At 37.1% G+C, this 15,654-nt stretch carries 13 protein-coding genes; 8 read left to right on the top strand and 5 right to left on the bottom strand.

Features of this window, described 5'->3' with window-relative positions; all coding sequences use genetic code 11:
* Positions 1–54: 54 nt before the first annotated feature.
* Genes BLT95_RS12420 through hpt form a run of 4 tightly spaced genes read right to left on the bottom strand, consistent with a single transcriptional unit; the run spans position 55 to position 2,762 of the window.
* Entirely contained in the window at positions 55–576 is a 522-nt protein-coding gene (locus tag BLT95_RS12420) for a DUF4136 domain-containing protein (protein ID WP_089666484.1), read from the bottom strand.
* 60 nt (positions 577–636) lie between these two features.
* A complete protein-coding gene (gene obgE, locus BLT95_RS12415; RefSeq protein ID WP_089666483.1) occupies positions 637–1,644 on the bottom strand; it encodes a GTPase ObgE in 1,008 nt (335 codons plus the stop codon).
* A 3-nt stretch (positions 1,645–1,647) separates the two neighbouring features.
* Positions 1,648–2,229: an adenylate kinase gene (locus BLT95_RS12410; RefSeq protein ID WP_089666482.1), complete on the bottom strand. Its 582-nt coding sequence runs from the start codon at positions 2,227–2,229 to the stop codon at positions 1,648–1,650.
* A 5-nt stretch (positions 2,230–2,234) separates the two neighbouring features.
* Positions 2,235–2,762, bottom strand: coding sequence for a hypoxanthine phosphoribosyltransferase (hpt, locus tag BLT95_RS12405; RefSeq protein ID WP_089666481.1), 528 nt, complete (start codon positions 2,760–2,762; stop codon positions 2,235–2,237).
* Between the two features lie 122 nt (positions 2,763–2,884).
* Here hpt and BLT95_RS12400 point away from each other — a divergent pair, with 122 nt between their 5' ends.
* The 4 genes from BLT95_RS12400 (at position 2,885) to BLT95_RS12385 (ending at position 7,429) form a co-directional block, all read left to right on the top strand.
* Positions 2,885–4,048: a 5-(carboxyamino)imidazole ribonucleotide synthase gene (locus BLT95_RS12400; protein ID WP_089666480.1), complete on the top strand. Its 1,164-nt coding sequence runs from the start codon at positions 2,885–2,887 to the stop codon at positions 4,046–4,048.
* Between the two features lie 2 nt (positions 4,049–4,050).
* A complete protein-coding gene (gene purE, locus BLT95_RS12395; protein ID WP_089666479.1) occupies positions 4,051–4,536 on the top strand; it encodes a 5-(carboxyamino)imidazole ribonucleotide mutase in 486 nt (161 codons plus the stop codon).
* Between the two features lie 214 nt (positions 4,537–4,750).
* The gene (locus BLT95_RS12390; protein ID WP_089666478.1) at positions 4,751–6,781 is read left to right on the top strand and encodes a M3 family metallopeptidase; all 2,031 of its coding nucleotides are present in this window, start codon (positions 4,751–4,753) and stop codon (positions 6,779–6,781) included.
* A gap of 96 nt (positions 6,782–6,877) precedes the next feature.
* Complete coding sequence (locus BLT95_RS12385) at positions 6,878–7,429, top strand: sigma-70 family RNA polymerase sigma factor (RefSeq protein ID WP_089666477.1); 552 nt, start codon at positions 6,878–6,880, stop codon at positions 7,427–7,429.
* 237 nt (positions 7,430–7,666) lie between these two features.
* On the opposite strand, the gene BLT95_RS12375 is transcribed toward BLT95_RS12385, so the two are convergent.
* The gene (locus BLT95_RS12375) at positions 7,667–8,506 is read right to left on the bottom strand and encodes a hypothetical protein (RefSeq protein ID WP_089666475.1); all 840 of its coding nucleotides are present in this window, start codon (positions 8,504–8,506) and stop codon (positions 7,667–7,669) included.
* Positions 8,507–8,640: 134 nt separating this feature from the next.
* Here BLT95_RS12375 and gcvP point away from each other — a divergent pair, with 134 nt between their 5' ends.
* The 4 genes from gcvP to BLT95_RS12355 all read left to right on the top strand — a co-directional run bounded on the left by gcvP (position 8,641) and on the right by BLT95_RS12355 (position 15,654).
* A complete protein-coding gene (gene gcvP, locus BLT95_RS12370) occupies positions 8,641–11,490 on the top strand; it encodes an aminomethyl-transferring glycine dehydrogenase (RefSeq protein WP_231896433.1) in 2,850 nt (949 codons plus the stop codon).
* Positions 11,491–11,643: 153 nt separating this feature from the next.
* Positions 11,644–12,948 (top strand): M48 family metallopeptidase, encoded by a 1,305-nt coding sequence (locus BLT95_RS12365; RefSeq protein ID WP_157718057.1) that lies wholly within the window; start codon positions 11,644–11,646, stop codon positions 12,946–12,948.
* Positions 12,949–12,960: 12 nt separating this feature from the next.
* Complete coding sequence (locus BLT95_RS12360) at positions 12,961–14,472, top strand: DUF6770 family protein (protein WP_089666472.1); 1,512 nt, start codon at positions 12,961–12,963, stop codon at positions 14,470–14,472.
* A gap of 123 nt (positions 14,473–14,595) precedes the next feature.
* Entirely contained in the window at positions 14,596–15,654 is a 1,059-nt protein-coding gene (locus tag BLT95_RS12355; protein WP_089666471.1) for a ketoacyl-ACP synthase III, read from the top strand.

The following is a 15,654-nucleotide window of genomic DNA, read 5'->3' as shown; positions in this document are numbered from 1 at the left end:
AAGTGAAAGCCCCGCAATTTGCGGGGCTTTTTTATTTAGCGTAAAAGAAAAAGATTATTTTTCAGGAGGATATGCTTCCAAAGCCTTTGCTACAATTTTGTCAAACTTAGCCTGCCTCTCCTGTGGCTTGGCATTGATATTAAAAGGACTTTCAACTACCGCCTGCCATATTAGTGCGTCGTTTTCTACATCTATAAAGTCAAAAGTAAGTTCTAAGTAACTATCCATTTGGCCAACAGGAATCCCGCCAGAAACTCCAACTCCAACGTTACCGCCTCCACCTCCAATTCCAACCCCTACTCTACTGCGGTTATCCTGCTCGAATCTTTTGGTATATACATTTACGTACACGCCTGGATCTTCGGACTGAGAGAATCCCTTCCCGTTCATTCCTGAATGAATACTTTCCATTAATCTGGCTTCATCCAACTGACTCAATCCTGTTTGCAGATCGGGGAAAATTGAATAGGTGTTATATTGATTGAAATTTACCTGTTGATCATAATCATAAACCGCCTTTGGAGAATTACAGGCAGCTATAAACAGGAATAAAAAAGCATATTTTAATAGTCTCATAATCTGATTTTTACTAAAAATAAGCAAAATCAGTTCCAGACTTTATAGGTTTAACAGGATTTAAACAGGCTCTTTATTCAGCATTTGCCATAATTTATCCTTCAATTCAGTAAGTCCTGCTTGCGCTACAGATGAAATGAAGATATAAGGAAGTTTGAGTTCGCTATCGAGTTCTTGAGCCATTTCAGCTTTTAATTCCGCATCCAGAAGATCACTTTTTGAAATCGCGATCAACCGGTCCTTATCCATCAATTCAGGATTATAACGCTTTAATTCATCTAACAGGATATCATACTGCTCTTTAATATTCTTAGCATCAGCTGGAATAAGAAACAATAACGTTGAATTTCGCTCAATATGCCTTAAAAATCTATGTCCCAAACCTTTACCTTCAGCAGCACCCTCAATAATACCGGGAATATCTGCCACTACAAAAGTCTTAAAATCACGATATTCTACAATTCCAAGATTTGGTTTTAAAGTGGTAAACTCATAATTAGCGATCTTAGGCTTGGCTGCTGTGATCACAGAAAGTAAAGTTGATTTACCGGCATTTGGAAAACCTACCAGACCCACATCTGCCAATACTTTTAATTCTAGTGTAATATCTACTTGCTGGCCATCTATACCGGGTTGGGCATAACGCGGAGTTTGATTTGTTGAGCTCTTAAAATGCCAGTTTCCGCGGCCTCCCATTCCACCTTCTGCCACGATAAATTCCTGACCGTCTTCTGTGATCTCTTTAATGATCTCATTAGTATCTGTATCACGAATTACCGTTCCCAAAGGAACCTCGATATACTCATCTGTTCCCTGCGCTCCTGAACTTCTTTGTTTACTTCCATTTCCACCATGTTCGGCCTTTACATGGCGTTTAAATTTAAGGTGAAATAATGTCCAGAGATTTTTATTCCCTTTTACAATTACGTGACCACCGCGACCACCGTCACCGCCATCCGGTCCTCCTTTGGTTATATATTTCTCCCTGTGAAGGTGAGCAGAACCCTTTCCTCCTTTCCCGGAAAAAACATGGATTTTTACGTAATCAACAAAATTCCCTTCAGTCATTTTTTATTGTTTCATTAAATCATCTATCACCTTGCTTAGTCGCTCTGTGATCTCCTCAATACTTCCTACGCCATCAACTCCATAATACCTATCCTGCTTCTGATAAAAATTCTTCAGAATGGCAGTTTCATCATAATATACCTTAATTCGGTTTCTTATCACTTTTTCATCGGCATCATCCGGCCTTCCCGAAGTCTTACCTCTTTCCAGCAATCGCTGTACCAGCACCTCATCATCCACTTCTAAAGCGATCATGGCATGAACTTTTGTACCCTTAGACTTAAGATAAGTGCTTAAAGCCTCTGCCTGTGCTTCGGTACGTGGAAAACCATCAAAAATAAATCCATTAGCTCCTTCGTTCTTCTCCACCTCAGCCTGCAGCATATTAATGGTTACCTCATCTGGCACCAACTGACCTTTATCCATAAAAGATTTAGCACTTAGACCTAATTCAGTTTGGTTTTTAATATTAAACCTGAAAACGTCTCCTGTAGAGATATGAATAAGTTGATACTTATCTTTAAGAATAGTTGCCTGAGTTCCTTTACCTGCGCCCGGAGGGCCAAAAAGCACTAAATTTGTCATTTTACTTATTTGCGTTTATATACTTGTGTGAGATTACGGCCTAAACCATCATAATCCAGACCAAAACCTACAATAAATTCATTTGGTATTTCCAATCCCTTATACTGAATAGGAATATTCTTGCTATAAGCCTCTGGTTTAAAAAACAGAGTAGCTACTTTATAATCTTTCACCTCAGCCTTTTTAAGAATCTGATCAATTTCAACCAGCGTATTTCCTGTATCTACAATATCTTCCAGCAAAATCACCTGTCGCCCTTTCAAATCCTGATTTAAACCAAGAAGGGTTCTCACATTTCCGGTAGTTTCAGTCCCATCATAAGATCCCATTTTCACAAAACTGACCTCGCAATCTCCATTAAATCGCTTAATAATTTCTGAAGCGAACATAAAAGAGCCGTTTAAAACTCCAAGGAAAACCGGCTTCTTATCTGCATATTCTCTGTTGAGTGTTGCTGAAATTTCGGTAATCGCAATCATAATTTTCTCCTCAGAAATGAAGGGTTCAAATTCAAGATCATGTAATTTCACCAAAATTGTCAAATTTTAAGTGGCAAAGATAAGGAATCTCAATAAGCCTTACCCCTTGATTTCTTATTGAATATCTATGGCAGGAATTACGAATAGGTTATTTTTGCGAAAAGCCTATTTAATTTATGGTAAATTATTTTTCTTCAGACTTTAAACTTGGAATTCTAGGTGGAGGCCAGTTAGGTAAAATGATGTTATATGAGACCAGAAAATATGATATCCAAACCCTGGTTCTTGACCCCAGTGAGGAAGCTCCATGTAAAATTTCATGCAATCACTTTGAGCAGGGTGATCTTATGGACTACGAAACTGTCCTGGCCTTCGGTAGAAAAGCAGATGTTGTTACCTTCGAAATTGAAGGAGTAAATATTGATGCACTCAAAAAACTTGAATCTGAAGGAATAAAAACTTTTCCATCAGCAAACACTCTGGAAAAAATCCAGAATAAGGCTGTTCAGAAAAAATTTTATCAGGAAAAAGATATTCCAACCGCAGAATTTAAAGTTTTTAAATCTATTCAAGACTTGAAAAATGCTGTAGAGAATGAAAATATAAAAATTCCTTTTGTATGGAAAAGCGCCACAGGCGGATATGATGGAAAAGGAGTTTCTGTTATAAAGAAAAAAGAAGAATTAGAAATTTTACCAGAAGGAGAATGTATTGCAGAAAAATTGATTCCGTTTAAGAACGAACTGGCGGTGATCGTGGCAAGAAATCCTTCCGGAGAAATGAAAACCTATCCCGTGGTTGAAATGGAATTTCATCCAACAGCCAATCAGGTAGAATATGTGATCTGTCCGGCTCGTATTAATGAGAAAATTGCCGGTAAGGCCAGGAAAATAGCAGAAAAAGTCTCCGAAGCCTTTCAACATGTAGGCTTACTAGCCGTAGAAATGTTCCAGACCGAAGATGATCAGATTTTAATAAACGAAGTCGCTCCCAGACCTCATAACAGTGGCCATTATAGCATTGAAGCCTCTTACACCAATCAATTTGAGCAGCATATACGTGCAATCCTTGATCTTCCCCTGGGAAATACCGAAAGTAAGGTAGGCGGCATCATGGTAAATTTAGTGGGAGATAAAGATCATGAAGGCGAGGTTGTTTATGAAAATATTGAACAGATCATGAAAATGGACGGAGTAACACCTCATATCTACGGAAAAAAGATCACCAGGCCTTTCAGAAAAATGGGACATGTAACTATTGTGGATAAAGACTTGAAGAAGGCACGTGAGGTTGCGGAAAAAGTTAAGAATAGTATTAAAGTGATAAGTAAACAACAGTAAGAATGGGAAAAGTAGCAGTTATTATGGGTAGTACCAGCGATATGCCGGTAATGCAGGAAGCCATCGATATTTTAAAAGGTTTTGATCTTGAGGTAGAAGTAGATATCGTGTCGGCTCACAGAACACCTGAGAAACTTTTTGAATTCAGCAAAGCAGCCCATGAAAAAGGAATTAAAGTTATTATTGCCGGAGCCGGTGGAGCGGCACATTTGCCAGGAATGGTAGCCTCCTTGTCTCCGCTTCCCGTAATTGGTGTACCTGTGAAATCCAGAAATTCTATTGATGGCTGGGACTCTGTACTTTCTATACTTCAAATGCCAGGAGGTGTCCCTGTAGCAACAGTTGCCCTCGATGGTGCTAAAAATGCCGGAATCCTGGCAGCTCAAATCATTGGAACTTCTGATAAATGTGTATTAGATAAAATTCTTGTGTACAAAGAAGGATTGAAACAAAAGGTTATTGAAGGAGCAAAATCTCTTAAAAAATAAGAAAGGCCGCTGATGCGGCCTTTCGAGTAGTAAACATTTTTTATCTGTACTTATTATTTATTAACCATTCTAAATATAAAACCAGAACTTTGTAAACTACTATATCTTAATAGGTTCATTTTAACTTGAATCGACTAAAATATTAAAAAAATCTTAAAAATCATCATTAGCGTTAATTTATTTCATCTATAGCGTTAAACTAAAATATACCAAAATGAGTTCTGAGAATATACTACTTACAGATTTCGAATACGCCCCCTTCTCAAAAATTAGAACCGGGGATTACCAACCGGCTATTTTAAAAGCGGTAGAGCTTGCCCGAGAAGAAATTAAGGAGATCGTAAATTCTGAAGAAACACCAACATTTGAAAACACCATTGAAGCTCTGGAATTCTCTGGCGAAAAACTGGATAGAGTCACAAGCATCTTTTTTAATATAAATTCTGCAGAAACTAACGAAGAAATCCAGAAGATAGCCCAGGAAGTATCTCCCGTTCTTTCAGAATTCAAAAATGATATTATTTTAAACAAAGAGCTTTTCGAAAGAATTAAAGAGGTATACGCTAAAATTGGTTCTCTAGATCTAACCAAAGAGCAAACTACACTCCTTGAAAAAAAATACAAAGCATTTACTCGCAATGGAGCCAACCTGCCAAATGAAAAACAAAATGATCTTAGGGAAATAGATAAAGAACTTTCAAAACTAAGCCTTCAGTTTGGAGAGAATGTCTTAGCTGAAACTAACAAATACGAACTACTTGTAACCGAAGAATCAAGACTTACCGGTTTGCCTGAAAGCTTTAAAGATGAAGCCAAATCTGTTGCTAAGTCTAAGAATAAAGAAGGCTGGGTTTTCACCCTAGAATATCCAAGCTATATTCCTTTTATGAAATATGCCAGTGATCGTGAACTTCGAGAAGAGCTATCTATGGCTTTTGGTTCAAGAGCATTTCATAATGATAAATTAGACAATCAGGAGAATGTTCTCAAAATTGCAAAATTAAGGTATAAGAGAGCTCAACTATTGGGCTTTGAATCTCATGCTCATTTTGTACTGGAAGAACGTATGGCAGAAACTCCAGAAAAGGTAAATTCTTTTCTGGATGAAATGCTTGATAAAGCAAAACCAGCAGCCGAGAGAGAATTCAAAGAACTTGAAAATTTCGCTAAAGATCTTGAGGGGATAGATCAGCTTCAAAAATGGGATGCTGCTTATTACGGAGAAAAACTAAAACAAAAGCTTTTTGAGCTTGACGATGAAAAGTTAAAACCTTATTTCAAGCTTGAAAATGTAATCGATGGTGTTTTCACAGTAGCCCAAAAGCTCTATGGGCTTAATTTTAAGGAGGTTCAGAATATTGACAAATATCATCAAGATGTAAAGACATTTGAAGTCACAAATGAATTAGGTGAAGAGGTTGCTTTATTTTATGCTGACTTCCACCCACGCCCAGGAAAAAGAGATGGTGCATGGATGACCATATACAAGAATCAATACGTGCAGAATAATAAAAATGAACGCCCCCATATTTCTATCGTTTGTAATTTCACAAAACCAACAGAAAAAGCCCCTTCATTACTTACTTTCAATGAGGTAACTACACTTTTCCATGAGTTTGGTCATGCTTTGCATGGTATGCTGGCTAACACTACCTATCCCAGCCTTTCGGGACCTAACGTATATTGGGATTTTGTAGAGTTACCAAGCCAGGTGCTGGAAAACTGGTGTTACGAAAAAGAATCGCTTCAGCTTTTTGCCAGGCATTATAAAACAGGGGAAGCCATTCCTCAGCAATATATAGACAAGATTAAAGAATCAGCAAATTTCCTCGAGGGAATGGCTACTTTAAGACAGTTGAGTTTTGGAATGCTGGATCTGAGCTGGCATGGGATTGACCCTTCTAATATTGAAGATGTTAAGCAGCATGAATTAAAAGCTTTTGAGGCAACCAAACTTTACCCGGATGTACCTTCAAATTGTATGAGCACCGCATTTTCTCATATTTTCCAGGGAGGCTATTCTGCCGGGTATTATTCTTATAAATGGGCAGAAGTTCTGGATGCTGATACTTTTGAGTACTTTACCGAAAATGGCATCTTCAGCAAAGACATAGCCGATAAATTCAGGGAAAATATACTATCTAAAGGTGGAACTGAACACCCAATGGAACTTTATAAACGTTTTCGCGGAAAAGAACCAAAACCAGATGCATTGTTGAGAAGAGCCGGTTTAATATCAAAATAGCCAAAACAGGTGTAGGCACCAGAAATCTTATGTTCTCTATAGCTTTAGATAAACTTTCTTTTGCTATTTTTGATTAGAATCGTTTTAATCTAGATCATGCCAGCTAACTCCCTCGACCCGAATAAATGGGTTGATAAATATTCAGATTATCTCTTTAATTATACGATCGTTCGGGTAAACAATCGTGAGGTGGCGAACGATCTTATTTCAGAAACTTTTCTGGCAGCATTAAAGTCGGCTAAAAATTTTAAAGGTGAGGCAAGTGAAAGAACCTGGTTAATTTCTATTTTAAAGAGAAAAATTATAGATTACTATCGCAAGATCAATTCAAGAAAAGGGAAAGCTGAAGTAAAGATCAAATATTCTGACGATTACAATGAAGGTGAATGGCTGGAAGAGCAAGTAGCAGATCAATTTGACAGAAGTGCGGAGGATGAAATGGAGAATAATGAACTGGGGTTGGCTATTTTAGATTGTCTTGATTCTATTAACGAAAAGCACGCAGAAATTTTCAAAAGAAAAACAATCGATGGTGCAGATACTGAAGCCATATGTAATGAATTTAATATCACCCCGTCTAACCTCTGGGTTATTATACATAGAGCCAGAACAGCACTGGCAGCTTGTTTAGAAAAAAACTGGTTTTAATTATGAGTAAGAAAGGTAAGTTTCTTTTTTTTGACTGTTCTGAAGCAGCTACGTGTTGCGATAAATCTCAGTACGACGAAGCGAATTTATTTGAAAAGGCAAAATTGTTATTACATCTTGCTTTCTGTAGAACCTGCCGGAAATTCTCAGCCAAGAATTCTAAACTTACAAATCTTATACACAAGTCTAAACTTGAACCATGTCCTGAGGAAAAAAAACAGCAATGGCGTGAGCAAATTAAAAAGGAATTTGCGGAAGAACGAACTCAAAAATAAGATATATTCCAAGGTATACTATTGGAACCCCTTCCACCCAGAATGAACAGTAATATTTTTTCTGTGTTTCTTTAGCCCGCCACAATAAAACTCCGCTTAACATAAGAATTACTATCAACACCAAAAATTCGTTTGATCTAAACGATTTCTGATATAGTTCTATTAAGAAAATCAAAACGATCAAAAAAGTTCCAAAAACCTTGGTCATAAAACTCCCAAGTTTCTGAGGAATTGTGCCCAGCCTCTCATTATCAAAGTTTAGATCTCTAATCTCAAAAGGAAGCGTGAGAATAATCACCAAGAGAAGCCTCTGTATAAAATCAACGATTAATTCTGTTCCTAAATATTTCTCAGCATTAATTAGGGGAAGTATTACTGTACTCCCGGCCCACACCGTTGCTATTATAAAGATTTTCATCCCTGGTAGACTGCGAAGACTATTGCCACTGCCAAAAACAGGAAGCACATAAAGCAACGTAAATATGCCTAATATTCCTGTTGCAATTAGAACATCCATTTTTAATTGGAAAGAAAAATAAACCAGTGCAATAAAGCAGATTCCAGAAAAGACCTGGATTATTCTAAGATTTTTAGCCAGGCTGAGATGATGAAGCTTTGCTATTCCAGCATACTTCACAAAATTATAGCCCGTAATTGAGGCAAAAAAAATGAAAAATATTAGAATTAGATCAAGGTTAAGATCATGTTCTAAAAAAGTGATAAATGTAAAAGCAACAACTGCGAGAGATACATGAATGCTGCTGTTTAGATAAAGTTCGAAAGCATTTCTCCAATACTTCATGCTGCGAAATTACGTATAAAATCACATAGTAATTAAAGCCCTCGAAATCTTAACAACTGTATCCCCCTAAACTTTAAAAAATTAGCATGAAATTATGTACTTTCGCAGCACGAAAAACACAACTATTTATTTTAATGAGAACAGATTCTTTCGCATTACGTCACATAGGCCCTAAAGCAGAAAATCTACAGGAAATGCTGGATACTATTGGCGTTGAGTCTATAGAGCAATTAATTTACGAGACGATCCCGGATGATATAAGGCTAAACGAGGCTTTGAATCTTCCAAAGGCGATGAGTGAAAATCAATATGCCGAGCATATTAAAAAGCTTTCGGAAAAGAACAGGGTTTTTAAAACGTATATAGGCCTTGGTTATCATCAGGCTATTCTCCCTGCCGTCATTCAACGAAATATTCTTGAAAATCCGGGTTGGTATACTGCCTATACACCTTATCAGGCAGAGATTGCACAAGGCCGTTTGGAAGCTTTACTTAATTTCCAAACCATGGTTAGTGATCTAACGGGAATGGAGATTGCAAATGCATCTCTACTTGACGAGTCTACTGCAGCAGCTGAGGCTATGGCATTATTGCATGCAGTTCGCGATAGAAAACAAAAGAAAGATAATGTAAATAAGTTCTTTGTTTCTCAACAAACTCTGCCACAAACGATCTCTTTAATGGAAACCAGGGCAGATTTTCTTGGGATAGACATGGTGGTTGGTAATCATGAAGAATTCGATTTTTCTGAAGATTATTTTGGTGCTTTAGTGCAGTATCCAGGGAAATTCGGACAAATTTTTGATTATGGAGATTTTATTGAAAATTGTAAAAAAGCAAATATAAAGACCGCCGTTGCTGCAGACATCTTAAGTCTTGTAAAACTTCAGGCGCCCGGAGAATTGGGAGTGGATGTGGTTGTAGGAACAACCCAACGCTTTGGAATTCCTCTTGGTTACGGAGGACCTCATGCTGCTTTTTTTGCTACCAAAGAAGAATACAAACGTAATCTCCCAGGAAGAATTATAGGTTTAACCAAAGATCTGGATGGAAACAATGCTCTAAGAATGGCTCTTCAAACAAGAGAGCAACATATCAAAAGAGATAAAGCAACTTCAAATATTTGTACTGCCCAGGTTCTACTGGCTGTAATGGCCGGGATGTATGCTGTGTATCATGGACCAAAAGGTCTTGAATATATTGCGAATATCGTACATGCATCGGCGGTATCCTTAGAAGACCGTTTAAAGGAACTTGGTTTTGAACAATTGAATTCAGCATATTTTGACACTATTCATGTTAAAGCAAGTGCATCAAAATTAAAAGAGATTGCTGAAAAGCATGAGATCAATTTCTTCTACCCAGATGCGGACAGCTCGTGTATTTCTATAAATGAAACAACCACTACCGATGATCTTAATGCGATAGTTGCCGTTTTTGCTGAACTTGCCGATAAAAATAAAACGGAGATCGAAGAGCTTTCTAAAAGATCGGCGATCCCTGAAAACCTTGAAAGAAAAACTGAATTTTTAACGCACGAAGTATTCAATCTTTATCATTCAGAGACTGAATTGATGCGTTATATCAAAAAACTGGAACGCAAGGATCTTTCTCTGAATCATTCCATGATCTCATTGGGGTCATGTACTATGAAGCTCAACGCAGCTTCAGAAATGCTTCCATTAAGCAACCCCCAATGGGGGAATATGCATCCATTTGCTCCGGTAGATCAGGCAGAAGGATATCAAACAGTTTTAAAAGAACTGGAAGATCAATTAACTGAAATCACCGGATTTTCTGCAACTTCTCTTCAGCCTAATTCAGGTGCGCAGGGAGAATATGCCGGATTGATGGTTATCAGAGCTTATCACGAATCGAACGGAGAAGGGCATAGAAATGTTTGTCTTATACCTTCATCTGCACACGGAACCAATCCTGCCTCTGCAGTAATGGCCGGAATGAAAGTGGTGGTTACAAAAGCTTCTGAAAATGGCAATATAGATGTTGATGATCTACGAGAAAAAGCTATAAAACATAAAGATAACCTTGCCGCATTAATGGTTACATATCCTTCTACGCATGGGGTGTTTGAATCTGCCATTAGGGAGGTTACAAATATTATCCATGAGAATGGAGGACAGGTGTATATGGACGGTGCCAATATGAATGCTCAGGTTGGATTGACCAATCCCGGAAGAATTGGAGCAGACGTTTGTCACTTAAATTTACATAAAACATTTGCCATTCCTCACGGAGGTGGCGGGCCTGGAGTTGGACCAATTTGTGTTGCAGAACAGTTAAAACCATTTTTACCTGGAAATCCAGTAATTAAAACCGGAGGAGAAAAAGCCATTGGAGCAATTTCTTCTGCACCATGGGGATCTTCTTTAGTTTGCCTTATTTCATACGGATATATAAAAATGCTTGGAACCGGCGGTCTTCAAAAAGCCACTGAGTATGCTATTTTAAATGCCAACTATATTAAGGCCAGGCTCAACGGCCATTATAAAACCTTATATTCAGGGGAAAGAGGAAGAGCTGCTCATGAGATGATCATAGACTGCAGACCTTTTAAAGACCAAGGAATTGAAGTAACCGATATCGCCAAACGACTAATAGATTATGGTTTTCATGCTCCAACTGTTTCCTTCCCGGTTGCAGGAACAATGATGATCGAACCAACAGAAAGCGAAAGTAAACCTGAATTGGACCGTTTTTGTGACGCCCTGATCTCTATTAGACAGGAAATAGATGAGCTAACATCTGAAGATACCAATAACGTATTAAAAAATGCACCGCATACTATTCATATGTTAACTTCAGATGAATGGAAACTACCATATTCCAGGGAGAAAGCGGCTTATCCGCTTGCACATCTTCATGATAATAAATTCTGGCCTAGCGTTAGAAGAGTTGACGAAGCTTTTGGAGACAGAAATCTTATGTGTACCTGCCCCCCAACAGAAGAATATGCAGAAGCATAGATAAATTATTAAATTTTATTACCGAAAAAAGCTTTTCAATTGAAAAGCTTTTTTATATTTAACACAACTCCTGTTAAATACTTAGATATAGTTGTGAGTAAAGCTTCCATTTTATCAGTGTACCTGATAATAATGAGCATAAATTGCTTTTTTATGGCAGTATATGCCCAGGAAGTAGATTATCGCTATTTAAAGAAAAAAGATCTCGAAACAGGTAACTATCTTAATAGAATCACCACTGCCAAAATAGAGGGATACGAGGGTAATCAGGATAAAAAAGTTACCGAATACTGGGAAAAATCAAGGGATAATTTTATTGAAAATATTGAAGACAGCCTCTTTATTTATAGCGAATCTATAGACCTAAGAGTTGGTGATATTTTAAGGAAAATCTATAGATCTAACCCTGAGATAGATCATTCAGATTTTAAATTTGTCGTTAGAACCTCCCCTATTCCTAATGCCTCTTCTTACGGCAATGGTATTTTTGCCATTCATAACGGTCTTTTTTCTATTACAGATAGCGACGATGAAATTGCCTTTATTTTGTGTCATGAAATTGCGCATTATAAACTAAAACATATTGATGAATCTATTGAAACCTTTTTTCGGAATACAGAGTCTAAGGCAGCTAAAGACCAGATAAGTGAAATTAAAGCGAGGCGATATGGCCAATTTTCTATGGCAAGGGAATTCTTTCAGGATCTGAGTTTCCTTATGAGAAAGAATTCCAGACAAGCTGAAATTTCTGCCGATTCATTAGGAAATACTTATTATTCAAAAACCACTTACGCCCCGCAAGCAGCTTCAGAAATATTGGAAAAACTGGATTTTGATGAAGGCGCATTCTTTAATCACCCAACAGATTTAAAAAAATATTTCTCCTTTGAAGAATATCCGTTTAAAGATTACTGGACAAAAAAAGAGGAAACAAATCTGTTTAGTATTGAAAAGCCAGATAACGAGTATTCTCTAAACGAAGATTCCCTGAGAACTCATCCTGCTGTTAAAGAGCGTGCAAATATCCTAAGAGAACATATCGATCAAAACAAACCTAAAATCAGTACAAATTCTGCTGAGCTTAGATCAATTTCAGCATTAATAAGCACACATGTAGCCTTAGACAGAAAACAATTTGACCTCGCGCTTTATTTCCTACTTCAGCAATATGAGTTGGGAAACATCAATGCCGAAGAGTTTAATATTCAAATAGCCACATTGCTCAGGAAAATTTATGAATTAAAAGGAAGTCATAGCATTGGCAAATACATAAGCCCTGAAAATCCATTTTCCAAGGAAGAAGAATTAGACAAGCTAAGACGCTTTATAGTGAATATAGAAATGAAGAACACCAGAAAAATTGGTTATTGGTTTTGCGTTTACAATAAAGCAAGTTTAAGTACCACCACTAAGGGTAAAGATTTAATCAATTATTTCGAAAATATTAACGCTAACTAACACCTATTAAATATGAAAAATTCAAAACTTCTTGTTTTCTGTTTTCTATTAACTACACTATGTTTTGGCCAGTCAAGAACATTAGACAATATTACCGATTTCAAACTCCGAAATTCTGGAGCAATGCTTAGCCACGAAAAAAATGTGGATGGTTACTACTTCTTTTATGAAATAGATAAAAAGAGCCGAAAAGATCGAGAGTTTGGAATTCAAATTCTGGATAAAAATCTAAATGAACTCGCGCTGAAATCTTATGTTGCCCACAAGAGAACGCAGCTTATTGATGGGAGGTATAATAATGAAGCAATCATGTTCGCTTTACTGGATAATTCAGAAAAGCAGATAAAACTTGTATCCTTTGATAAGAATGCTCAAAAATTGCCTGATGAAACTATTTCTTTAAGCAATAGAGAGTACAAGCTAATCAACCTGTATAGTGTAAGCAATGAATACTTTCCGCTATACGCAATTCCCAATAAAGGCTTTATTTTCAATAAGGTAACTGATGATAAAAAAATTGGCTACGATATAAATTTCTATCCTACGGGAGATTCAAAACCATGGTCATATTCCTCTCCAGAAGGAGCCAAAGACATGTTCTTTATCACCCCGCTAGATGTAAACGAGGAGTTTATTGTTTTTCTTGAATATAAGAAAGGTGGATTATTGTCACGACAGGTGGATGTCACTACAAAAATCCTTAATGCAGCTACAGGAGAACTCATCATAGAGAAAAAATATGAAGAAGATAATCCCAGGTTGATCACTAATGCCTTTTTAAAGAATGATAATCATCTTATTCTAATGGGAGAATATTTTAAACCCAATGCTAAAATTCTGAATGATAAAAGCGAGGGGGTATTTCTTGAAGAACTGGACGGTAATGGACAGAGTGTTCGTGAAAGTCTTGTAAACTGGGATGAGAATATTTATCCGTATATGCAGGTAGAAGAAAGAGATAATAGTTACGTTTTCTTTCATGATCTTATTCAAACCGGCGACGGAAAGTTTTTTGCCATAGGTGAAAAATTCAAAAAAACAGTAAGTGCTCTGGGTGTAGCCTCTCTTGCCCTGGGGGGCGGAGGAAGCGCAACTCAGCTTACTATTTCTGATGCTGTGGTTTTTGAATTTAAACCAAATTTTGAGTTGCAGGAGATCAAAACATTTGAAAAAGGAACTTCAAGGGTTTTATGTGCTACCGACTTTGGCAGCCCGCAATTGAACGCCAGAGCTTTAGTAAATTATGGAGCATTTGATTATACCTACACACAAAATGATCCTGAAAAAAATAGATTTTATAGCTCTTTTGTGGACTACGAAAGGATTAAAGGGGAAAAGAATAAGAATGCTTTTAAAACCCTCATCTATGACTATAATGAGATATCTGAAGATAAAATTTATTTAGAAAGAGGAGATATTAACTCCTCTATTCTACCAGCAAAACTAGGAAATGTTTTAATCGTAGAATATGACAAAAAGGAAAAAACCATCACAGCTCATCTGGAGAAGATGAATATCAAGTAAATCTATGAAAGTCTGGAACTCAGGCAGGATTGAGCTCCAGACTTTTAATAATTTTTCAAAAGCAATTAACGCATTTAATCAGCTATTTAGTAACTTACCCCCCAGAATAAAACCTATGGTCAGATGAATTGCAAAATAACCGGAACGGGGAGCTATATACCAAATGTCGTAACAAAAAATGCTGACTTTGATCAACACGAATTTTATAATCTTGACGGTTCTTCATTTCCTCATGATAATGAAACGACCATTAGAAAATTCAAAGCGATTACTGGAATTGAAGAACGACGCTATTTAGATGAAAATTTAAACACTTCAGATATTGCTGTTATTGCAAGTCAAAAAGCCATTGAAAGCTCTGGTATAGATCCCGAAACCCTGGATTACATTATAGTAGCCCATAATTATGGAGACGTAAGGTCAAATTCCATTCAAAGTGATACGGTTCCCAGTTTAGCTACCCGTGTAAAAGCACATCTAAGAATTAAAAATCCAAAATGCGTAGGCTACGATCTTCTTTTTGGTTGCCCGGGCTGGATTGAAGGAATGATACAGGCACAGGCATTTATTAAAGCAGGAATTGCCAAAAAATGCCTTATTATTGGAGCCGAAGCGCTTTCAAGAGTTGTAGATAAGCATGACAGGGATTCCATGATATTTTCAGACGGTGCTGGAGCAGTGATCCTTGAAGCTTCTGAGGATGCTTCAGGTGTACTTTCCCATGAATCTGCCACCTATTCTTTTCAGGAAGCTGAATATATTTATTTTGGGAAATCCAATCATACCACTGCACCAGAAGATATTAAGTATATCAAAATGCACGGCAGGAAGATTTATGAATTTGCTTTGGTAAACGTTCCTAAAGCGATGAAAGAATGTCTTGAAAACAGCGGGAAATCTATCAAAGATCTAAAGAAGGTATTTATTCATCAGGCTAATGAAAAAATGGATTATGCAATTATCCAGCGTTTCTACAAATTGCATGGCATGACTCCTCCAGATGATGTAATGCCAATGACCATCCATGAACTAGGCAACAGTAGCGTCGCAACGGTGCCTACCCTTTTTGATCTTGTTCGAAGAGGAAAAATTGACAACCAGAAACTTGAAAAAGGTGACATTGTCATGTTCGCAAGTGTGGGTGCAGGGATGAACATCAATGCGATCACTTATCAGATCTAG

Source organism: Gramella sp. MAR_2010_147, assembly GCF_900105135.1.
GTDB lineage: Bacteria > Bacteroidota > Bacteroidia > Flavobacteriales > Flavobacteriaceae > Christiangramia.
Note: the sequence above shows the minus strand (reverse complement) of the source record. Positions and strands in the feature narration are given on the sequence as shown.